General features: G+C 69.3%; 20 protein-coding genes. 14 read left to right on the forward strand and 6 right to left on the reverse strand.

Annotated features, from left to right (window positions below; translation table 11 throughout):
- Positions 1–74 precede the first annotated feature (74 nt).
- The 4 genes from QP090_RS18685 (at position 75) to QP090_RS18700 (ending at position 2,797) form a co-directional block, all read left to right on the forward strand.
- The gene (locus QP090_RS18685; protein WP_285940260.1) at positions 75–965 is read left to right on the forward strand and encodes a TIGR03621 family F420-dependent LLM class oxidoreductase; all 891 of its coding nucleotides are present in this window, start codon (positions 75–77) and stop codon (positions 963–965) included.
- 372 nt (positions 966–1,337) lie between these two features.
- Complete coding sequence (locus tag QP090_RS18690) at positions 1,338–1,841, forward strand: COG4315 family predicted lipoprotein (protein ID WP_285940261.1); 504 nt, start codon at positions 1,338–1,340, stop codon at positions 1,839–1,841.
- 34 nt (positions 1,842–1,875) lie between these two features.
- Positions 1,876–2,313, forward strand: a complete 438-nt coding sequence (locus QP090_RS18695; protein ID WP_285940262.1) for a COG4315 family predicted lipoprotein — start codon at positions 1,876–1,878, stop codon at positions 2,311–2,313.
- 40 nt (positions 2,314–2,353) lie between these two features.
- Positions 2,354–2,797 carry a hypothetical protein gene (locus tag QP090_RS18700; RefSeq protein WP_285940263.1) on the forward strand — a complete coding sequence of 148 codons (444 nt, stop codon included), beginning with the start codon at positions 2,354–2,356 and terminating at the stop codon, positions 2,795–2,797.
- Between the two features lie 75 nt (positions 2,798–2,872).
- Here QP090_RS18700 and QP090_RS18705 read toward each other — a convergent pair whose 3' ends face one another.
- Entirely contained in the window at positions 2,873–3,829 is a 957-nt protein-coding gene (locus tag QP090_RS18705) for an alpha/beta hydrolase (protein ID WP_285940264.1), read from the reverse strand.
- Positions 3,810–4,217, reverse strand: coding sequence for a short-chain fatty acyl-CoA regulator family protein (locus QP090_RS37545; protein WP_349666501.1), 408 nt, complete (start codon positions 4,215–4,217; stop codon positions 3,810–3,812). The genes QP090_RS18705 and QP090_RS37545 overlap by 20 nt, the downstream gene beginning before the upstream one ends.
- A 199-nt stretch (positions 4,218–4,416) precedes the next feature.
- On the opposite strand from QP090_RS37545, the gene QP090_RS18710 reads away from it, so the two are divergent.
- The 7 genes from QP090_RS18710 to QP090_RS18740 all read left to right on the forward strand — a co-directional run bounded on the left by QP090_RS18710 (position 4,417) and on the right by QP090_RS18740 (position 11,855).
- Positions 4,417–6,012, forward strand: coding sequence for a sensor histidine kinase (locus QP090_RS18710; RefSeq protein WP_285940265.1), 1,596 nt, complete (start codon positions 4,417–4,419; stop codon positions 6,010–6,012).
- Complete coding sequence (locus tag QP090_RS18715; protein WP_285940266.1) at positions 6,009–6,446, forward strand: roadblock/LC7 domain-containing protein; 438 nt, start codon at positions 6,009–6,011, stop codon at positions 6,444–6,446. The genes QP090_RS18710 and QP090_RS18715 overlap by 4 nt, the downstream gene beginning before the upstream one ends.
- Complete coding sequence (locus QP090_RS18720; RefSeq protein ID WP_285940267.1) at positions 6,447–6,812, forward strand: DUF742 domain-containing protein; 366 nt, start codon at positions 6,447–6,449, stop codon at positions 6,810–6,812.
- A complete protein-coding gene (locus QP090_RS18725) occupies positions 6,793–7,467 on the forward strand; it encodes a GTP-binding protein (protein ID WP_285940268.1) in 675 nt (224 codons plus the stop codon). Before QP090_RS18720 ends, QP090_RS18725 begins: the two co-directional genes overlap by 20 nt.
- Positions 7,464–8,801: a cytochrome P450 family protein gene (locus QP090_RS18730; protein WP_285940269.1), complete on the forward strand. Its 1,338-nt coding sequence runs from the start codon at positions 7,464–7,466 to the stop codon at positions 8,799–8,801. The genes QP090_RS18725 and QP090_RS18730 overlap by 4 nt, the downstream gene beginning before the upstream one ends.
- A 65-nt stretch (positions 8,802–8,866) precedes the next feature.
- Positions 8,867–10,147, forward strand: coding sequence for a cytochrome P450 family protein (locus QP090_RS18735; RefSeq protein WP_285940270.1), 1,281 nt, complete (start codon positions 8,867–8,869; stop codon positions 10,145–10,147).
- A gap of 1,288 nt (positions 10,148–11,435) precedes the next feature.
- Complete coding sequence (locus tag QP090_RS18740) at positions 11,436–11,855, forward strand: cell division protein SepF (protein WP_285940271.1); 420 nt, start codon at positions 11,436–11,438, stop codon at positions 11,853–11,855.
- A gap of 190 nt (positions 11,856–12,045) precedes the next feature.
- On the opposite strand, the gene QP090_RS18745 is transcribed toward QP090_RS18740, so the two are convergent.
- Both QP090_RS18745 and QP090_RS18750 read right to left on the reverse strand, forming a co-directional pair.
- Positions 12,046–13,263, reverse strand: a complete 1,218-nt coding sequence (locus QP090_RS18745) for an FAD-dependent monooxygenase (RefSeq protein WP_285940272.1) — start codon at positions 13,261–13,263, stop codon at positions 12,046–12,048.
- On the reverse strand, positions 13,260–14,657 hold the full coding sequence (locus QP090_RS18750; RefSeq protein ID WP_285940273.1) for an MFS transporter: 1,398 nt from the start codon (positions 14,655–14,657) through the stop codon (positions 13,260–13,262). Before QP090_RS18750 ends, QP090_RS18745 begins: the two co-directional genes overlap by 4 nt.
- 283 nt (positions 14,658–14,940) lie before the next feature.
- Between QP090_RS18750 and QP090_RS18755 the strand changes: the two genes are divergently transcribed.
- On the forward strand, positions 14,941–15,573 hold the full coding sequence (locus tag QP090_RS18755; protein WP_285940274.1) for a TetR/AcrR family transcriptional regulator: 633 nt from the start codon (positions 14,941–14,943) through the stop codon (positions 15,571–15,573).
- A gap of 533 nt (positions 15,574–16,106) precedes the next feature.
- Here QP090_RS18755 and QP090_RS18760 read toward each other — a convergent pair.
- Together QP090_RS18760 and QP090_RS18765 are read right to left on the reverse strand one after the other, a co-directional pair.
- Positions 16,107–16,835: an aspartate/glutamate racemase family protein gene (locus tag QP090_RS18760; protein WP_285940275.1), complete on the reverse strand. Its 729-nt coding sequence runs from the start codon at positions 16,833–16,835 to the stop codon at positions 16,107–16,109.
- 435 nt (positions 16,836–17,270) lie between these two features.
- A complete protein-coding gene (locus QP090_RS18765) occupies positions 17,271–17,816 on the reverse strand; it encodes a helix-turn-helix transcriptional regulator (protein ID WP_285940276.1) in 546 nt (181 codons plus the stop codon).
- 786 nt (positions 17,817–18,602) lie between these two features.
- Here QP090_RS18765 and QP090_RS18770 point away from each other — a divergent pair.
- Entirely contained in the window at positions 18,603–19,499 is an 897-nt protein-coding gene (locus QP090_RS18770; RefSeq protein WP_285940277.1) for a helix-turn-helix transcriptional regulator, read from the forward strand.
- A 169-nt stretch (positions 19,500–19,668) separates the two neighbouring features.
- Entirely contained in the window at positions 19,669–20,514 is an 846-nt protein-coding gene (locus tag QP090_RS18775) for an inositol monophosphatase family protein (RefSeq protein ID WP_285940278.1), read from the forward strand.
- The last annotated feature ends 222 nt before the right edge of the window (positions 20,515–20,736 follow it).

Here is a 20,736-nt window from a genome sequence, read left to right on the forward strand (position 1 = left end):
AATATCCGGCAGGCCACGAGCGCGAATCATGCTTCAGATAACTCTGCACCGTCTCCGCTACAGGGGAGAAAAACATGCGAAACTTTCGTTTCGGGTTCACCGTGGACTCGCCCGGGTCCCAGCGCGAACTCGCCCAGATCTGCGGCACCGCGGAGGCTTGGGGCTATGACGTCGTCCTCGCGGTCGACCACCTCGGCCCCGAGCGTTCCTCGCCGTTCTCCGTGCTCGTGGCGGCGGCGTATGCCTCGGAGCGGCTACGGGTCGGCACCCACGTGCTCAATATCGGCTACTGGAACCCCTCGATTCTCGCCCGCGAGGTCGCGACGGCAGTGCGGCTGAGTGAGGGGCGGCTGGAACTCGGGATCGGGTCGGGCATCGTCAAAGCACAGTACGACGCAGCGCGGATTCCGTGGCACCCGTTCCAGGAACGGATGGATCGGCTGAACGCGACGATCGACGAGGTCGAGAAGCTCCTGTCCACCGAGCACGGACTCGGCCTCCCGCCGCTCATGGTCGGGGGAAGCAGCGACCGCGCACTCGGCATCGCCGCCGAGCACGCCGACATCGCCAGTTTCGGCGGCCGATACCAGGTCCCCGGTGAACCCCCAGGCACACTCCGATTCGTCACCCCGGCGGAGGCGGACAAGGGCGTGGAGTTCCTGCGCGCCAGGGCCGGTTCCCGGGCCGACGAGATCGAGACGAACAGCTTCATCCTCCACGTCGAGGTGACCGACGACCGCCATGCTGCCGCCGAACGCATCGCGGCCGCACGAGATCCGCACTTCCTCGTCCAAGACGCCCAGCACGCGTTGGAAACGCCGTTCATGCTGCTCGGCACCGAGGAGGAGATCGCGCGTCAGCTCATCGAGGGCCGGGAGCGTTACGGCTTCTCGTACATCACCGTCCGGCGACCGCACATGGAATTGTTCGGCCCGATCATCGAGCGCGTACGACAGCTGGAATGACCGACCGCGATTCGGCCCTCTCGGCCGGATCGTCCCCACGATGGGCCGCCGAAAAGGCGAGAGGCTCTGGCGTGACAACGCCAGGGCCTCTACCCATCGGCTCCCGCTTCGCCGTCCGTCCGCGGACAGCCATGGGCAACTGACGGTTTGGGAAAGAGCGGTTCACGGCTTGGATGGGACAGTTCACCGCCCGGCCGCCCGGGTATGCGGCGTCAGGAAGGATACCGGCCGACCGGTATCGCGCTCAGAGGGGAGGCACGCATGTCTCAGGGGCATCCGTCCAACACGATGCGATCGCCTGATCCGGCTCTCGTGCCCCGGCGGGGCCGTCGATCGCGGATAACGGCGATCACGGGACCGCTGGCGGTCTCCGTGGCGGCCGTGGTCACGGTCGCCGGGTGCGGCGGCAGTTCGTACGATTCGTCCAGCCAGAAGATGGCGCCCAAGTCCCCGGCCGCCCCCACCAGCGGCGGCGCGTCCGCTGAAACGATCAAGACGGCGAACGTGGGGCCACTGGGGCAGATCCTGGTCGACGGCGAGGGCCGGACCGTGTACCTGTTCCAGAAGGACAAGGGAAACACGTCGTCCTGCTCCGGGGCGTGCGCGACCGTGTGGCCGCCGGTCACCACCAACGGGAAGCCCCAGCCCGGTTCGGGGGCGGACGCGTCGAAACTGGGCACCACCAAGCGGAGTGACGGCACGACAGAGGTCACTTATAGCGGTCATCCTCTCTACTATTACGCGCCCGACGGAAGCAGCAGCGGCAGCGCCAAGGGGCAAGGTCTCAACCAGTTCGGCGCCAAGTGGTACGTGCTGTCCTCGTCCGGTGCTCCGGTGACACAACAGCAACAGGGCGGCGGCGGTGGTGGCTACTGATACGCGCCTTCCTCGGACGGCGCGGTTCCGCCGGATGGTCTTCGGCGTCCCTGTGGCGGCGTTGGCGGTCGCCGGTTGCGCGACCGCGACCAATTCACAGAATCCCGGCCGGATGCAGATCCGCTCGGACCAAGCGCCGCCACTCGGGCAGGTCCTGGTGAACGAGACGGGACGCACGCTGTACCTGTTCGTCGCCGACCCACCGAACCAATCGGCCTGTTCAGGGGCATGCGCGAGCATTTGGCCGCCGGCCACCACCCAGGGCCCGCCACGTGCGGCCGGCGGGGCCCAGACGGCCGAGATCACCACGATCGCCCGCTCTGACGGGCCTCGCCAGCTCGTCTACGCGGGCCACCCCTTGTACTACTACCAAGCCGATACCGGACGCGGCGACACCCGCGGCCAGGGCCTCACCCAGTTCGGCGCCGGATGGTACGCCATCTCACCCCAAGGCGAGCAGGTCGCGGGATGAGAGCAGGCGGCGACTCCGGTGTCCAGGGCGATTGACCGCCATGCGATTTCTGCTGCGCTATCTGGGCGTGCTATTGCTGTTCGGCATCGGCGCGGTCCATCTGTACGAGTACTTCGCCGACCACTATCGCGTTGTCCCGGTCATCGGTGTGCTGTTCGCGATCAATTTCGCCGGCGCGGTGGTGCTGGGGCTCGTCCTGGCCAGCCCGCTGAGTTCCCTGCCTGGCATCGGTTCCGTGCCGATCGCCGGTCGCGCGCCGCAGGCGCTCGTGGCGCTCGGGGCGATCATCTTCGCGTTGGGCACCATCATCGGACTTCTGATCAGTGAGCAGGGCACGCTGTTCGGGTTCCACGAGTACGGCTACCGGACCACCGTCATGCTCGCGCTCGGCTTGGAGTCCGGTGCCGTGGTCGTGCTCGCCGGCTTTCTGGCACTCGAAATGCGCCGGCTGCGGACGCGTCCGACCTATAGAACCAGCCTCTAGGGCGATGGTCATCCACTGCGTGGAGGAGTTCCAAAAATTGGAGGTCCACCAATACAAGACCGTCCACGGCACTCCTCACATGGCGCTATCCGGCCTGATGTTCATCTGGGATATATCGCCGAAGAGCCTTTCTCCCGCCGCGTCCGCGGCGGGAGAAAGCGTGTCGAGGGTGAGAAAGCCATGGATCATCTTGGCCTCGCGGCGCAGCAGGGTCGGGACGCCCGCGTCCATGAGACGGTGCGCATAGGCCTCGCCCTCGTCGCGAAGAGGGTCGTGCTCGGCGGTGACGATCAGGGCCGGGGGAAGTCCGCTCAGATCGGGCTCGAACAACGGACTCACCCGCGGGTCCGCGCGAAGCCGCGGGTCAGGCATCCACAGTTCGGCGCCCCACGCGATATCGTCGGTGGTCAGCCCCCAGCCGGTCCTTTTCTCCTGCGCACTCGGCAGAGAGAGGGTCAGATCAGTATTAGGGCAGACGAGAATCTGAGCCGCGGGCAGCGGTCCTCCTGCGTCCCGCAAGCGCAGACAGGCCAGCGTCGCGAGGTGGCCGCCCGCGCTGTCCCCGGCGACCATGAGTACTCCGCCCCGGGTCAGCTCGGCCACCCGGGTCTGCGCCCATTGGACGGCCGCGACCGCGTCGTCCACCGCGGCAGGCCATGGACATTCGGGAGCTCGCCGATAGTGGACCGCCAGGACCGCCACCCCGACCTCCCGAACAAGGCGGCGGCACAGGCGATCATGAGAATCCAGGTTGCCGATCGTCCACATTCCCCCATGCAAATAGACCAGCAAGGCCATACCCGTTGCCGACTCCGGCAGATAGAGCCGGACGGCCAAGCCGTCCGCTATCGACATGTCCGCCACTGCGACCCCCGGCAGGCCGGGCGGTCTGCGCGCAATCCTCTCCTGCTGGAGTTCACGCACCGCGTAAGGCCCCAGCTCACGCCATGTCGGCCCGATAGAGGCACGAGCCTCCTCGACGAATTCCACCAAAGCCGTGTCCATCAGCAGATCATTCAACTGCGGGGTCATTCGACCATTGTTCCATGAACAATCGTGAGTTCACCGGGTCAGGGGGTGCGGGACGGGTGAGGTGGTGTGCTCGTCGATGGGCATGGCGCGTTCTGCCGGGGAAGGCGCGCTGGGCGCAGTCGGTGCGTTCACAGACCTGAGGCCCGGCCTGGGCGGGCGGCCGGGCGGCCGGGCGGTGGACGGTGCGGGCGCCCCAGAAGTAGCGGCGGCCGTCGGGTATTTCGGCGATCTGGGTGAGGATCCGGCCGGGGTGCCACTCGGCCGAAACGGTGAGGACCGGGACCGCCTCCCGCAGGGGCGACCCCGTTAGATCGGCATGCCCCGGTGACCACAATCCAGCGAAATGCCTGCTATTCGGTTGGATCGACCGTAACCCCTGCGCCGCCACGGCCCCAGCGGCAGACTGACCATGAACACCTCCCGCACCACCGCCACCAATGAGGAGTCACCCCGGTGAACCGGACCGATCCGCCCGCTCCGCCCAGCGCTGAGGCGTCACAGCCGCACCACCCCTTGGGGGACCGGAGTTCATGCCGGCGGGCCTGGCTCCGGTCGAGGTGTGAGGCGGCGAGGTCGGGCGGGATCGCATGAGCCCTTCCTCATCGGCGTCCCCGTTGGCCAAAACCCTCGCCACCACGAGCCTGCAGGCCGCGGTCCGCGCGGCGGCGTGCGTGCTGGTGCTGCTGGTGCTGGCAGCGCCGCTGGCGATGCGCGGCGGACCGGTGTGGTGGGCGGCGTGGCTGGTGACCGTCGCACTCGCGGTGTCGGCGGCCACGGCGATGTGGGAGTTGACGCGCCGCTATGCAGCTGACCAGGAGGCGGCAGGCCGGCACCTTGGCCAGGTCCGGCAGGAGCTGGCCGCGGTCACCCAGCGGGCCGAAGAACACCACCACACGTGGCAGGGCCACGACGCCGGCCAGCGGCAGCAGCTCGAGCTGACGGTGTCTGTGCTGAAGCACCTGGCCGAGGTGCAGATGCCCGCGGCGCTGGAGGGACGGGCGATCCCGGCCCTTCCCGCGCAGGCCGAGCACGCGTTGGGGCCCGACCTGATCAAGGCGTGCGGGGACGCGGTGCAGCGGGCGACGGCCGCACGGCGGGAGTGGGCCGGGCGGGAGGAGTCCCAGGCGCAGGTTCTGGTGACGACGGCGCGGCGGTTGCAGGCGGCGATGCACCAGGTGCAAAGCGCGGCCGAGAGGCTGGCCGAGGACCACCGCGGCCAGCCCGAGGTCAGCGTCGCGGCCCAGAATCTCGATCATCTGGCCGCGCAGGGGGCGCGGATGGCTCAGCGGGTGCCGGTGCTGTGCGGATCGTGGGAGGGCCAGCAGTGGCCGCAGCCGGTGCGGCTGGCGGCCGTGGTGCAGGCTGCGGCCGGCCGCATCGGCGACTACCGGCGGGTCAGCCTGGAGGGCGATCCTGACATCGCGGTGTCGGCGTCGGCGCTGGAGGGCGTCGTGCATGCGGTGGCCGAGCTGCTGGCCAACGCGGCCGGGATGTCCCCGAGCCAGACGCCGGTGGAGGTGCGGGTGGTGGCCGCGGCCAACGGCGCCAGCATCCGCATCGACGACCACGGAGCCGGGCTGGAGGAGCCCCGCAGGTCGCGGGCCCGCGCCATGGTGGCCGGCGAGTCGGTACCGGACCTGGCCGAGCTGGGAGAGGTCCCGCAGCTGGGGCTGCCGGTGGTCGGCCGATTCGCCGCCCGGCTCGGCCTTCAGATCACACTGGAGGACTCCCCCTACGGCGGTCTGCGCGCCGTGGTGTGGATGCCGGACCGGATGCTGGTGGCAGCACCCCAGGACGGGCCCGCCCACACCACCGGCAGTCGCCCGGCCGGATCCGCAAGCACCCCGCAGAACACCTCCCTGAGCGTCCCGGCGGCGGGTCCTGCACCCGCAGCGCGGCCCGCCGGCGGCGCAGGTGACACCGGCGGGCTTCCGCAGCGGGTCTCCCGCCGCGGCGCCGCGGCCCATCCGGCGTCCGGCGCCGGTGCGAGGCCCGCGCTGCCCGGAGTGCAGGCGTCGGACGAGACCCCGCAGGAGGCCGGTGCCAAACTGGCCGCGCTGATGGGCCAGATTCCCGGGGTGCCGCCGGCCGGTCCCGGCGCCCGGCCACGATCCGACACCCCTCCGGGCGGCGATCCGTCCGGTGATCCCCTCGACCGTTCATCGGAGTTTGGAGAGGCATGACCACCCACTGGGTCCTGGAACCTCTGGAGAAGGTGGCCGGCATCACTCATGCCGTGCTGAGCTCGACCGACGGGCTCATCTCGGCCTGGACGAACTCGCTGGAACGCGACGAGGCGGAGCGGCTGGCGGCGGCGTGCACCAGCATGCTGTCGATCGCCCGCAGCGTGGCCGGTGAGCACGGCGCTGGCGGCAAGGCGGTCCACCAGGTGAACTCCGTGTTCGAGGGGGGTGTGCTGTTGGTGCGGGGTGTCGCCGAGGGGACGTGCTTGACCGTGCTCGCAGCCGCCGACAGCAACCTGGCGGTCGTCGGTCAGGAGATGCAGGCGATGGTCGCCAGCCTCAGCCCGGGAAAGCTGGCCACCCCCGAACGCGCCACCGCCGCCGGGACGCGTTTCAGCTCCGGAGCGGAACCCCGCAGCGGCGGGCGGGGTTAGATGACGACGGCCGGTGAGCGGCACGGGTCGGGCGCCAGCCCGGTGCGGCCGTATGTGCTCACCGGCGGCCGTGCCGCCACCCGGCATGGGCTGACGGTCGACACGCTGCTGCGGGCGACGCCCGACGGGCCGCCGCTGCGCGCCGACGCGGCGCCGCAGACGCGCGCGCTGCTCCGGCTGCACCGCGGCGGGATCTTGACGATCGCCGAATCGGCCGCGTACCTGGGCCTGCCCGTCAGCGTGGTGATGGTGCTGGCCGAGGACCTCATCACCTCCGACCACTTGCATCAGCATGCCGCCAGTCAGTTCGCTGAGATCAATCCCACCCTGCTCCAGGAAGTTCTCGATGGCCTTGAACGAGTCTGACCCCGGCGACCCCGACCCGGCCGGAACGGGCCCGGGCCCAGGCCGGGTGGAGTATCTGTCGGCGACCGTCGACCGGATCGCGAAGATCTTGGTGGTGGGCGCTTTCGGCACCGGCAAAACCACCCTGGTGGGCGCGGTCAGCGAGATCCGCGCCCTCCACACCGAAGAGACCATGTCCGAGGCCAGCACCGGCGTCGACGATCTGGCCGGGCTGGACCACAAGACCACCACCACGGTCGCGTTGGACTTCGGCCGCATCACCCTGAACGACCAGCTGGTGCTGTATCTGTTCGGCACCCCCGGCCAGCGCCGGTTCTGGGACATGTGGGCGGGCCTGGCCCAGGGCGTGGCCGGGGTCCTGGTGCTGGTCGACGCCCGCCGGCTGACCGACAGTTTCGAAGTCCTGGGCCAGCTCGAAGAGCACGGCCTGGAGCCGTTCGCGGTCGCGGTCAACCAGTTCCCCGACAGCCCCGATCACCCGCCGGAGGCGTTGCGGGCAGCCCTCGACCTGCTGCCGGAGACCCCGCTGGTCTACTGCGATGCCCGCGACCGCGCCTCGACGATCAACGCCCTGAAAGTCCTGATCCGCCACGCGCTCGCGCGCGCCACCTCTCCTACCTCGCTCACCGCTCCCGGAAGGTCCCAGCTGCCATGAACGCGCCGACGCCCCCGCCGGGCCGCCCAGCACGCCCGGCCGGATCGGCGGCCACCACGCCCGGCACGTCCCCCACCGCGCAGGCGGGACCGGCCGCGGCGGGACGCGGGCGGGCGGTGCCGCTGGCGGCCGTCACCGCCGACCCCACCACGGTGCTGCCCGGGCTGTGGCGCGAGCACGGCCCCCTGGCCCCGGTCGAGCTGGAGCCGGGCGTGCCGGCGTGGCTGGTGATGGGCTACCGCGAGCTGCTGACCATCACCAAAGACGAGGAGCGGTTCTCCCGCGACGCCCGCAACTGGCGCGCCTACCAGGACGGCAGCGTCCCCGCGGACTCACCGCTGGGCCCGATGATGTTCCCCCGCGACAACGTCATCGGGTTCGACGGCGGCGAGCACCGGCGGCTGCGCCGCCCCCTTCAGGACGCGATCGCGAGCATCGACCACCGGCGGCTCCGGCACACCGTCGAGCGGCTGTGCACCGACCTGATCGCAGGTTTCGCCGTCCAGGGGCACGCCGACCTGGTCGCCGACTACGCCGCGGCGATCCCGGCGCTGTCCATCGGCGAGCTCATCGGCCTGGACCCCGAGCAAGCCCGCGAGCTGCTGGCCGCCATGCATCTGCTGTTCAGCTCCGGCCCGCGCGCCCAGGAGGGCAACGCCCGGTTCGAGGCCGTCCTGGGCGCGCTGTTCGGCTCACGCCTCACCCACCGCCGCGACGACCTGACCAGTTTCCTGATCGACCACCCCGACCTGCACACCGACAGCGAGGTCGTGCAGACGATCGTGGTGCTGGTGTCGGCGGGCAAGCACACCTCCATCTCCTGGATCTCCCAGACGCTGCGGATGCTGCTGAGCGACCCGCGGTTCGCCGGCCAGGTCAGGGGCGGGCAGCTCCCGATCGACAACGCCCTGGACGAGGTCCTGGCCGTGCTCCCACCGATGATCAACATGCCCGCCCGGTACGCCCTGGCCGACACCAAGCTGAGCGGCCGCGTCATCGCCCGGGGAGACGCACTGATCCTGGGCCTGGGCGGCGCCGCCCGCGATCCCCGCGTCCACGACGACCTGTGGTGGACCAACGACAATCGGGCGAACTTGGCCTGGTCGGCCGGACCGCACGCCTGCCCGGCCCGCGACCCGGCCCGCACCATCGCCCGCACCGCCATCGCCACCGCCCAGCACCTGCTCCCCGACATGGAACTGGCCTGCCCCCCTGGCGCCATCACCGCGCTGCCAAGCCCCTGGACCGCCATCCCCACCCGGCTCCCCGTGACCTTCACCGCCGCTCCCACTCCGGTCGCCCCCGCACCGCCCGGACGTCACGCCCGCCTCTGAACCGCCCGTCCCAGCACCGTCCGCCGTCCCATGCCCGCCTCCCCCACCGCGCAACGGAGACCGCCATGACCACCGCCCCCACCGCACAGCCCGGCCCCCACGACGACATCCCCCTGATCCGCCTGAACCCGCTCGGGAAAGACCACCACGGTGAGGCCGCCGCGCTGCGCGACGCCGGCCGAGCCACCGGCGGCGTGGTCCGCGTGCTGTTGCCCGGAGGCCTGCCGGCCTGGGCGCTCACCACCCACGAACTGGTGCGCTGGCTGGTCACCGACGCGCCGGTCAGCAAGAACTACCGGAACTGGTCGGCGGTCCGAGAAGGCCGGCTGGCTCCGGACAACCCGATCATCGGGATGGTCATGGTCGACAACCTGGTCACCGCCGACGGTGAGGACCACCAGCGGCTGCGCCGCCCGATCGCCTCCCACATGACCCGCCGCCGCACCGAACTCCTGGCGCCCCGCATCACCGGCATCGCCACCGCCCTGCTCGACGAACTGCCCCGGCACACCGACTCCCGCGGTGTAGTGGATCTACGGGCCCACTACACCTCGCAACTGCCGCTGCGGGTGATCTGCGAACTGCTGGGCGTCCCCGCCGCCGACCGACCCCGGATGCGGCACCTGGTCGACACGATCTTCCGCACCGATACCACCGGCGACCAGGTGACTCGGGCGCAGGAGGCGATCCCCGGCTTCCTGAACGAGCTCATCGAGCTGCGCACCCGCGACCGCGGCGACGACCTCACCAGCGCCCTCATCACCGACCGCGAGCAGGGCCGCACCGTGATGACCGACAGCGAACTCGCCGGCACGCTGTGGGTGATGGCGACCGCCGGGCACGAGACCACCATCTCGCTGACCACCAACACCATCCGCGCCCTGCTCGCCCACCCCGATCAACTCCACCAGGTCCAGCACGGCTCCCTGACCTGGCCAACGGTGATCGCGGAGATCCTGCGGTGGGACCCGCCGATCGGCAACTTCATCGGCCGCTACCCCTCGGCCGACCTGCCGATCCCCGGCACCAACGTCATCATCGGCGCCGGTGAGGCGATCCTGGCGCCCTACACCGCCGTCGGCCGCGACCCCATCCACCACGGCGACGACGCCCACCTGTTCGACCCAGCCCGTCTCCAGCAAGGCGACCTGGCGTTCGGCGGCGGCCCGCACACCTGCCCCGGCTCGGCCCTGGCCCACCTGGAAACCCTCACCGCCGTGCCGCTGCTGTTCGACCGGCACCCCAACCTCCGACTCGCCGTCCCCGCCGATCAGCTGCCGCCCATGGCCAGCATCTTCACCAACTCCGCCGCCGTACTGCCGACGCACCTGGGAGAGCCCACGTGATGCTCCGGTAGTCCGACCCCCGCCCTGGGCGCGTCGCTGAGGCCGACGCGGCTTCACCCGTCTGCCGTTCCCCGCCGGCGAACTGGTGCGGGTAGTAGGTGAGCCGGTGCGCCAGCTCCACCCGGCGGAGGGCCTCGGCGGCGCGTTCGCGGCGTTCGGGACGCGGACGCCCCGCGTAGAGCAGCTCGGACGCGCCGGGGTCGGGCATGTTCACGCCGTGTTCCCGCAGGCACGCACCCGTCTGAGCCGGGCGCCGTGCCGCCGGTGCCGCCGGCCGCCCGGGGGGCTTCGACGCGCTCGGCCCGCCCAAGCTGGCGATCCCGTCGTCCTTGCCGGACGAGCCGCCGCAGCCGCTAGGGACAGCGGTTGACCGGGGAGAAGGACGCGGTGTTTCATGCGGGTTCTCCGAGTTCTGGCACGGCCCCGCCGTCCCGCGACCGGGAAGCCGCGGAACGTGGATGGGGGTTCGAACCTGGTCGGCGGTCCTCCCCGCGTACTTCACGCAGTGCGGCGGCTCGCCGGGCGCGTTGATCGGGTCAAGCACCCGGAACCGCTCGCCGGGGCGCGCCTCACGGCCGAGCACGATCTCGGCCTTGCCCCCGTAGCCGAGGGGGGACGGTCTGGCCGATCGGGCAGAACTGCGATCTCACGCACGCCCCGGGCCGCTGCGTCGGCGTGATGTCGTCGGTAACCGTCGTGATCAGGCCGACGGCTCCACTCCCAGACGGCCGTCATGTCGTGGGCCGCGTACGACCGTGGGTCAACCAGGTTTGGAATGATCAAATCCGGTCCTCCGGTCCCCTCTCACGCCGGTCTCCGGACTCGTGCACGGAAACGTCCGGCCATGACACCGAAGACCGCAAGAAGTGCAGGAAGTTCAGAAATGCTCGCCAGAAAGTGCGACTTCAACAAGGAGTTTGAATGGCGATGAACCGAGTGTCGCACAGCGCGCGAGAATATCGAAAGGCAGGACGACCGCCGTCGGCCGGAATTCTGGACGCCCCCGTCCTGGCCGAACGAGGCCCCAGAACGCGCGCCAGACCGGGCGCCGGCACGCCCCCACCAGCCCTTGAGCTGGGCACCGGCGGAGCGAAGGCCGGCCACCCGAGGCCGCGTCATGGCGGGAGGTGGCCAGGTTCCGTCCCGAGCCCGGCGTGTCGGAGGTCGGAGATGATCAATCGAGTCCTAGCATTGTCCAACAATCTCATACCATCGTTTCGTCACCGTCTCGGCCTTCCGTGTCCCGCGGCGGTCGACACAGGGCTCACCCCCCTCGACGGAGGTCTGCATGGCAATCCGCAAGGCGGCCACCTGGCTCGGCCTCGTCGAACATGAGGATGAGACACCGATCAGCGAGCAGCACATCCCCGATGATGTGGACGTGGGGCCTGACGACGTGGACAATCCCAACGGTCAGGTCGCCATGGGCGAAGGATTCCAGATCGCCATGGTTCGCCCCCGGAACTTCCGGGACGCCGCGACCATCGGCAAGTACTACCGGCAGAACATTCCCGTCATCTTCAATCTGGACGACATGGACGATGCCGCGGCGCGGCGGATCGTGGATTTCGCATCCGGACTCATTCTGGGCCGACGCGGCGACATCGAACGCCTGTCGCGCCGCGTCTTTCTGATACTGCCCGACGACACGACCATCCTGACGGCGCAGAGCAGCATCTCCGACGAAGGATTCTTCAACCAGGAGTGACGGTCCGGGGCCGGGCAACACCCGCCCAGCCGTCCACCGCCCGGAATGGACAGATGGACTCCGGGGCCCTTGGCATGTCCTGATCCGGCGCTACCGGAGCCCTCTGGAGGTCCACACCGAGTACCTGAGTCGGCAGCAGACCGCGTAGGTCACCCATCAGGACGCTGTCCGGAAACACAGGGCCCCTCAATCACGTCATGGGCATGAACTCGGGCAGGGTGAGGGCCGAATGGGCCGGCCGTCCCTCCGCGGAGGGCATGGCGCTGAGATCGCGCAGCATGTCGTTGCGCTGCTCCAGCGCTCGAGCGGTGGTCGGGAAGAGTGTGGCATCGCCCTCGCCGACCTGATCCTGGTTCACGGTCACGAACGCACGGGTGTTGTGTTCGTAGTCGGCGAAGCCCGCGGCGTGGTCCCGGTCGGCCAGGGAACCGGCGAGCATGTACGCGCCGACGAGCGCGAGGCTGGAGCCCTGTCCGGTAAGGAACGAGGGCGCGTACGCGGCGTCGCCCACCAGCGCGACCCTGCCGCTGGACCAGCGGGGCATGCGGATCTGGCTGACACCGTCGAAGAACAGGTCATCCGCGTCGCGCATGGCGGCAAGCATGCCCGGGACCTCCCATCCCGCGTCGGCGAAGACCGCGGCGACCAGGTCCCGTTGGGCTTCCGGGTTCCGGAACGCGTCGAACGGCGGTTCCGGGCAGGCGAAGTTCAGGAAGGCGTGCACGTCGTCGTTGTCCCCCACGGCGTAGAGTGCCGCGGCCCTGCCCGGGGTGTTCCACATCGTGGTCTCGCGGAAGAGCCCGAAGGTGTTGCGCATGGTGAACCCGGCGAAGCAGTAGCCGAGGTACCGGTGGAACTGCTCTTCGGGGCCGAACAGGAACTCGCGGGTACATGAGTGCAGACCGTCCGCACCGAACACCATGTCGAACGTACGCCTGCCGCCCCCGCGGAAGGTGACGTCGACCCCGTGGCCTGACTGGTCGAGGCTGTCGATGGAGTCGTTGAACAAGAACTCCACGTCGTCACGGACGGCCGTGTAGAGAGCGCCGGTCAGATCTCCGCGCCGCACCTCCAGGTCCCGTCCCGCGACACCGCCGGTGACGGTGTGCGGGTCGACCGAGGCCACCTCGCTGCCGTCCCCGTCGAGGAAGGTCAGCCGGCGCAGGTCGATGTGCGCGTCCTGCAGTCGCGGCAGGATTCCCATCCTCCGGACGACCTCGAGTGCGGTGCCGCGCACGTCGATGGGGTAACCACCGCCACGCAGTGCGGCCGCCTTCTCGACCACCGTGACCGCGAATCCGTAGCGGTTCAGCCAGAACGCGAGGGCGGGCCCTGCGACGCTGGCCCCGGATATCAGGACCTTGCGCCTCGGCGTCGTACGGATACCCCTCAGATCAGTCCGGGTCATTCCTGGACTCCTTTGCTCATGGTGCGGGCGACAAGCAGGGACAGCGCCGTGACGGCGCCGGCTATGACGAAGCCGGTGACAAAGGCCGATTCGGCCGGGACATCCGACCCGGAAGGGGTTCCGGCGGTGAGGATCGCACCACTGACCTGCACACCCACGGCGAAGCCGATCACGCGGGTCACCAGGACCAGGCTGGTGGCGATGCCGGTGTCACTGTGATCGACGGATGTGGCGGTGCTGGTCACCATCGCCGTAACGCACAGGCCGTTGGCAAGCGCGATCATCATCTTGCCGATGACGAGGTGCCAGACCTCGGTGTGCACGGCCGCCAGGGTGATCAGGGCGGCGGCCATGATGACGACGCCGGCGGTGACCACGGCACGCGAGCCGAAACGCCGCGCCCCGATCCCGCTGATCGGCCCGGCCAGCGACGCGGCCACGGCGCCGGGCAGCAGGAAGAAGCCGATCTCGGTGGCGCTGGCCCCGAAGCCGTACTCGCCGGCGGACACCGCGAACAGCTGCGGGACGAGATAGACCGCCACCGAGGTACCGACGCAGATCACGAACGTCAGCACACACGACTTCCACACCGCAGGCCGTGCCAGCATGCGCAGATCGACCATTGGCGAGGCCGCACGGCGCTCGACGGCCATCCATCCGGCCACGAAGGCGGCCAGAACCACGATGAGGGCGCCGAGCACGAGTGGCTGCGAGCCGATGTCGGGCGCCAGCGCGAGCACGAGCATGAGCGTGACCAGCGTCCCGCTCAGAAGAACCAGGCCGGGCCAGTCGACCGCGGCGTCGTCGGACCGACCCGGCGGATCATGCGGCATCAGCCTGTTCACGAGCATGGTGGCCCCGATGACCGCGATCGTCGGCAGCGCGAACATCCAGTGCCGGGACAGCCCTTCCGCCACGGGCCCGGCCGACAGCGTTCCCGCCATCCCGCCTCCCACGAACAACCCGCTGACCACCCCGATGGCCACCTTCGCCTCTCCCGCGGGGAGGTGTTCGCGCACCAGGATGAACGACAGGGGCAGCGCGCCCACCATCGCCCCCTGCAGTACCTGGCCGAGCAGCAGCACGGGCAGGTTCGGCGCCAGCGCGGACACCAGGCCGCCTGCCGAGACCACCGCCATCAGCCGGATCAGGACTCTTTTTCCGCCGTAGCGGTCGCCGAACTTGCCTGCGACCGGTGTGACGAGCGCGCCGGTGATGAGGAGCATGATGCTGAGTAGCGCCCCTTCGGCCGGACTCATATCCAGCTCGCGTTGCAGGAGCGGGAGCGTCGGCGTCACCACCGACTCCAAGGCGCCGGTGGCGACTGCCAGCATGCCGAGGGCCCCGACAGCGGGCTTCCCGATGTGGACCGGGGGAGCCAGAGTTGCGGTCATGGACGTCCTTTCCGTCATTGCCGGGCGAGCAAGGGGTCGGCCGTACGCGTAGCGCTGCCGCCTTGCCGGGCCCGGCGTGGACATAGCGGCCATTCACGTGGGGCGCAGTGTGCAGGGTGTTTTGTGGACAGGTCCGAGGTCGTCCGGCGGGGTGAACCCGCGGAAGCGGGGCCCGAGGTGGCGCATGCACGGCTCGGCCGGGCGGAACGTGTGAACGAGTGCGGCACGCGCCGAGGACGATATTACACTACACCGTACAGTGTAGAACGGCTAGGATGTGCCCATGCCGACCACGAAGACACTGCGTCAGGGGTCCACGCGGAAGCGGGCCGCCATCCTCTCGGCGGCCCGGGAGTTGTTCCTCGCCGACGGCTTCGACCGGTCCAGCGTCGACGCGGTCGCCGCCCGGGCCGAGGTGTCCAAGCGGACGGTCTACGACTACTTCGGCGACAAGCAGACACTGCTGCAGGCAGTCGTCGACGCCGTCGGCCAGTCACTGATCACCACGATCCGGCACACCCTCGACGACACCCTCACCGACCTCACCGAGGACGCCGACCTCGAGGACGCCCTGGTCACGTTCTCGATGCGCATCGCGACCGACATGCTCGGCTCGGCGGAGTACGCAACGCTGCAACGACTGGTCCGGGCGGAATCCGGCCACCTGCCGCACCGGGGCTACAACTCCATGGCCGACACCCCCGACGAGGCACTCGCCGAGCGATTCGCCGCCTTCGCCGCGGCCGGGCTGCTCGAGGTCCCCGACGCCCGACTCGCGGCCGACCAGTTCCTCGCGCTGACCTTCGGCGTCGCGCTGGACAGGCTCGGTTCCGCGAATGCCGCGGAGGACACCCGCGTCCGGCCACTCGTCGTCGAGGGAGTGCGGACCTTTCTCCGGGCCTACCGAACCACGTAGGGCTGGGGCAGCACGAAAGAACAGTGCGCCGTCAGCCCACGCTTCTTTCCCCTTCGCGCGTGCGCAGGGCAGCACCGGTGAGCACGTCGAGCCCGCGCAGGGACTGCTCCCGGCCCGCTCCCACCCGGAGGTCCGGGTGAAGGACACGTGACGAGCCTGATCCGGACCCACGTCTCGCGCGTCGGCAGTGCGCTGATGTGGCCGGCCACCACCGCCGGGATCGTCCTGGACGAGAACACCAGCGCGATGGCCGTAGTGGTCTCGGTGACGCCGGTGACCGCCGCGTACCCGTGTTGCTCGCGCTCGGCTCGGCGGGTGGGGAAGCCCGTCCGGCACGGACGCCCCGTCCTCTCGCTTCGGCGGGAGGACGGGGCGGAAAAGGGCTCCCCCGGTCAGAAGGGCGGGGCGGAGAGGCAGATCGGGTGGTTTCGCCGCAACCACTTCGTCCCAGTGCCCGAGGCGCAGCGGCTCGGAGCACCATCCTCGTACACATAAGGCATTAGTGTACGAACCGGCCAGTTCGGGGCTGAGAATCACTCGATCCGCTTGATGAACGCGTCCAGGAGGTCGTCGGCGGGACGTGCGGGTGACGGGTAGGCAGGCCGCGAGTGGGTGAGGCCCGCGCGCAGGAGTTGCTGTGCGGTCTGGTGCGCGACGACGCCCGGGTTGATGAGCGGCACCTCCAGTCGAGCACTGAGGTAGCGGTGCGACTCGTGCATGGTGGTGGAACCAAGGATCAGGACCTGAGCGCCGTCCTGGTCGATCGCGGCGCGGCACGCGGCGAGCAGTTGCGGGAAGAGAGTGTCTTCGCGTCCGGTCAGCAGCGCTTCGGCGTCGGGGCGGGTTCCGATATCGCGGATGCTCACCAGCCGGTCAGCGAGACCGCTGGCGGCGGCCCCGGCCGGGTACAGGGCATGCCACTGCGGCCACATGGTCACGACCCCGATCCGGTGACCGAGCAGGCCCGCGACCGCCATGGACGCCTGGCAGGCCCCGACGACAGGGATGGTCAAGCGCGAGCGCAGCGCGGACAGGCCGCTGTCGGACATTGAATTGACCACCACGGCCGCGAAGCCGCGGTCGGCGGCGCGGGCACCGACCGCCAGCACCGCAACGTCGCAGATCGTGCGCTCATAGGCGCTGTCGATCATGTTCGCCGCTCCTTGGGTCGGAGCGGCGAACTCCACCTCCACCCCCGGGTCGATGACCTCCTCCGGGAGCTGGTCGGCGAACGCGGCCAGTCCTTCCGCCGGAACCGCCACGGGCAGAACATGCAGAATCCGCCGCGTCATCGCGCCGCCTTTCGCTGCCGCATTCTTTAACGGCCCAATGGGGCCCGGACCAGATCATGAGACAGACCACGCTAGCCGCACAGGCGGGCAAATGCGGGCATGTCTGTGCGGATGACCCGAAGTAAGGAAGGCTGGTCAGTTCGCACACCCCGTACGGATGGAATCGGACCAGATCTTCGAGCGGGCCCGCAGGCTCGGCGACGGCGTCGACTCGGCTGCCGCACACCGGTCGGACCCACCGCCGGCCGATCGGGAGGTAGCGCTCGGTCTCTTCTCCGGGGGCGAGCCCTGCAAGGGGCCGTAGGTCATCGCGAGCGGACGGACGCCACCCGAACGGCACCAGGATGGCAGGGCGCCGCGTCCTGGTGAGCGGTGAGCAGCGGTGGGACGAGATGCCCACACGCTTCACCGGTTCGCCAAAGCGAGCCGCACCCCAAGTTCGAAGCGGCTCCGGGCGCCGAGCTCCTCCATGGCCTTCTTCACGTGACGCTGGACCGTGCGCGGCGAAATCCCCAGCTCCTTGGCGACGGCCTGGTCGGTCAAGCCCGCCGCCAGCCTGCCGAGGATCTCCTTCTGCAGAACGTGGACAGCGTCGGAGGCGCCGTCCACTGACCGACCATGCCCCCAGTATCGCTCGAACATGGCCACGAGCCTTCTTACCTGCGGACGGGCTTCCAATACCTTAAAAGAATTCCGCTCGCCGATGAGAACGGCCATCTCCCGGTCGGCCAGCAGCAGATAAGTTCTGAGTTCAGGGTGGATGCGGACTTCTCCGCTACAAGCTGGAGGAAGGGTGCTCGTTGCGGTGCGTGCCTGCTCGATGCTACTGACGACCATCCGCAACCCGCGCCGTGCGCCTGGCCTGATCGCCGCTCCCGTCCCAGCCCAGTCGCCAATGCCCGGCGGAAGCAGGATGAGAAGCTCTTCGCGCGCGATGGCGGCGACGGCCACGGCCAGAAGGCGGTGGTCGGGCGCACAAGGCTCATCGGCACCTGGCCGGTCAGGCGAGGGCAGCTCGACGACGCCTCTGGGGTGAGCCATATGGTGAGTCTCACAATGATCCATATGGCGAGTCTCGCAAAGATTTTTATCGATTGCTATCGATTGCTAATCGATGCGTTCGTCGCCGGCCGGCATCCCGGGCGAGGCACTCTCCCCGGAATGTCATCAGCAAGAATGACACAAGGACCCAGCGCGAATAAGTCGCTCTGCGATCAATGCCGGTGTCGCAGGGTAATTGACCGGCGATCCATCGGCTCACTTGTGCATGGGCCCGAGCAGACCGGCATGCCCATGTCATCGATCCGCTGGGACACCCCGAGGTCGGGCGACTGCCCGGCGTCGCGGAGTCACCCGTCGATCAGGTCGGGTCCCGTACGGGCCTCACCGAGGCAGCTGCGGGTGCCCAGGATGTTCATGGGTCGTGCTCACGTGCCGTTGCAACTGTGGGGGTGGAATCCCGGGGAGGACGGCGAAACTCCTTCAACGCCGTCGTAAAGGTCGCACTGCAGGCACTCGCGGACGCTGCGGGTCCGGGACCGGCGTATGGCGCAGGCTGCCGGGATCCGTGGTGACAGGTGCCGGCCAAAGCCGCGCGCGCACGTCCACCCATGCCCTCTGCGGCGACGTTGCCGTGAGCATGCGCCTTGGATTCCCCTCACGGATGGGCGGCATCCGTGATCGTGATCTTACGTCGACCAAAAGCGGGCACGCCCAGAATGGCCAATATCGGCCAAGTTGGAACAATTCAAACACAGCGATATCCATACCTTTCCAACAGAAATTGCAGAGGTAGATCACCTCGTCGACAATACCGATGTCGAAAAAGCGACATCCGTCTTGCCGGTGGGCTCTCTCGCCTATGTGATGATCTCTGTCAGAGAGTGCAAGTCAACGGGGGTACCGAAGATGAGCATGTCGTCATCAGGGCCGACGGGGATCGAAGGGCCGATGGGGATCGAAGGGCGGGTGGGAATCAAGGACCTGAAAGTGGCCTTGGACGTCGGGAACGAGGTGCTCGCACGGGGACTGCGGGACGCGCTCGGGCAGATCACGGGGATCGGCGATGTCCGCCGCTGCGATGGCGGGTCGCAGGCTGGTCCGCCACTCCACGCGGAGGGCGCGGACGTGCTCATCACCACCAGCGCCAGAGCGGCCTGGCTGCGCGACATCCCGCACCCGGCCGGCGGCCATTGCCCGAAGGCTCTCGTGTTACTTGACGAGACCGAGGTCGGCAGGTCCTCGGCGGCCACCCTGCCCGCGGACGGCTTTCTCATCCAGCAGGACCTCACCGTGGACGCCTTGGGCGACGCTCTCGCGCGCATGGTCAAGGGAGAGATCCCCATGCCCGCCAGGCTGACGAGGGACCTGCTCGCCCGCGCCGACTCCCCGGTGCACGCCGAGCTGCCGCGTCTGGTCAGGCTCACCGCGCGTGAGAAGGAGACGCTGACGCTGCTGGCCGAGGGGCTGAGCAACAAGCAGATCGCCCGCCGGCTGGCGATCTCGGACCACGGCGTGAAGCGCCTGGTGACCAGCGTGCTGCTCAAGCTGGGCGCACCGAACCGCACGGCGGCGGTGGTGACCGCCATCAGGGTCGGCCTCATCGATCACCTCCGGGAATCCCAGATGGCCTGATCAGCAGCGCAGGAGAACGGCATCGGAGCTCCTGGTGGCCGGGCGTCACGAGCCTTGCCCACCAGGAGCTCTCCTGTTGCCGATCACGGCGCGCGGTCCGCGGTCAGGCCATGACCAGCGCGATCAGATCTGAATCACCTCAAAGACACCGAGAGGCCGGTGACAAGTCGTGGAGACTTCTCGAACTCGTGGTGGCGACGCTACCGAGGAGACCGGGGGCATCGACAACGTCGAACTGGTCGAGGTCGCCGCGCGTTCCGCCATCCGGGCCGGACGCTATCTCGCCGACCAGTTCCATCGAGGAATCGCCGCGCGCCAGAAAACGGGCGTGCATGAGCACGACGTCGTGACGGCTGCGGACGGCCACGCCGAGGCCCTCATCCGGCAGGAACTGACCGCCGCCTTTCCCGCGTCAGTGATCGTCGGCGAGGAGGAGGGGGCCAGCGGCACCGGGGAGATCCGCTGGTACGTGGACCCGATCGACGGCACCCACAACTTCTCGCGCGGCATTCCTCTGTTCTGCTGCTCGATCGGCATGACCGTGCGGGGCGAGCCCGTCGGCGGCTGCGTGTACGACCCCATCCACGATGAGCTCTACACCACCGACGGCCGGGGGGTACGACTCAACGGCGTGCCGGCGCCCGCACCTCCCGCCCGGCCCGTGCCCATGGTGCTCACCGACATCCCCAATGCCGGGGTGACCAACGACCCGGTGGAACTGAGCCTGTTCACCGCCCTCCTCGCGAAGGCCGATGTCCGCCGGATCGGCTCGTCGGCGCTCGCGCTGGCCTATGTCGCGTCCGGCCGAGCGGATCTGGCCGTCAACGCCGACGTGTTCGCCTGGGACATCGCGGCGGGCGGCGCCCTGGTCACCGCCGCGGGTGGCACCTTCGTGGCGGTGCCCGACGAACCGCGCACCACGCGGCCCGGGGGATTCATCGCCTGGCGCCAGGGTTTCGACGAGCTGGGCACCGTCACCCTGAATGCGCTGAAGAACCTTCCTGCCCTCCGGTGAAATCCGGAGATTGACACAAAAGCTCGGAAGAGCGAGTGACCGCCGAAGGGCTGGGCAACAAGGAGCCCGCGCGGCGCCTCGATTCCGACTACGGCTATCGCCTCCCCTTGGGTGATTCCGGGTGAACGGCCACATGGGCATGACCATTCGTCCGGAAGAAAGGAAAGCCGCCAGGGCATGACGCTGACCCCGCCATGCGAACGAAGATGACAGAGATTCTGG

This window comes from Actinomadura xylanilytica (genome assembly GCF_030283145.1).
Taxonomy (GTDB): Bacteria; Actinomycetota; Actinomycetes; order Streptosporangiales; family Streptosporangiaceae; genus Spirillospora; species Spirillospora xylanilytica.

Bases quoted from the DNA above. Each gene is read 5' to 3' on its own strand.
- QP090_RS18745 (WP_285940272.1), bottom strand. From the start codon at position 13,263: ATGACCCGGACTGATCTGAGGGGTATCCGTACGACGCCGAGGCGCAAG.
- QP090_RS18685 (WP_285940260.1), top strand. From the start codon at position 75: ATGCGAAACTTTCGTTTCGGGTTCACCGTGGACTCGCCCGGGTCCCAG.
- QP090_RS18700 (WP_285940263.1), top strand. From the start codon at position 2,354: ATGCGATTTCTGCTGCGCTATCTGGGCGTGCTATTGCTGTTCGGCATC.
- QP090_RS18705 (WP_285940264.1), bottom strand. From the start codon at position 3,829: ATGACCCCGCAGTTGAATGATCTGCTGATGGACACGGCTTTGGTGGAA.
- QP090_RS18740 (WP_285940271.1), top strand. From the start codon at position 11,436: ATGGCAATCCGCAAGGCGGCCACCTGGCTCGGCCTCGTCGAACATGAG.
- QP090_RS18720 (WP_285940267.1), top strand. From the start codon at position 6,447: ATGACGACGGCCGGTGAGCGGCACGGGTCGGGCGCCAGCCCGGTGCGG.
- QP090_RS18730 (WP_285940269.1), top strand. From the start codon at position 7,464: ATGAACGCGCCGACGCCCCCGCCGGGCCGCCCAGCACGCCCGGCCGGA.
- QP090_RS18725 (WP_285940268.1), top strand. From the start codon at position 6,793: ATGGCCTTGAACGAGTCTGACCCCGGCGACCCCGACCCGGCCGGAACG.
- QP090_RS18735 (WP_285940270.1), top strand. From the start codon at position 8,867: ATGACCACCGCCCCCACCGCACAGCCCGGCCCCCACGACGACATCCCC.
- QP090_RS18710 (WP_285940265.1), top strand. From the start codon at position 4,417: ATGAGCCCTTCCTCATCGGCGTCCCCGTTGGCCAAAACCCTCGCCACC.
- QP090_RS18750 (WP_285940273.1), bottom strand. From the start codon at position 14,657: ATGACCGCAACTCTGGCTCCCCCGGTCCACATCGGGAAGCCCGCTGTC.
- QP090_RS18715 (WP_285940266.1), top strand. From the start codon at position 6,009: ATGACCACCCACTGGGTCCTGGAACCTCTGGAGAAGGTGGCCGGCATC.
- QP090_RS18755 (WP_285940274.1), top strand. From the start codon at position 14,941: ATGCCGACCACGAAGACACTGCGTCAGGGGTCCACGCGGAAGCGGGCC.
- QP090_RS18695 (WP_285940262.1), top strand. From the start codon at position 1,876: ATGGTCTTCGGCGTCCCTGTGGCGGCGTTGGCGGTCGCCGGTTGCGCG.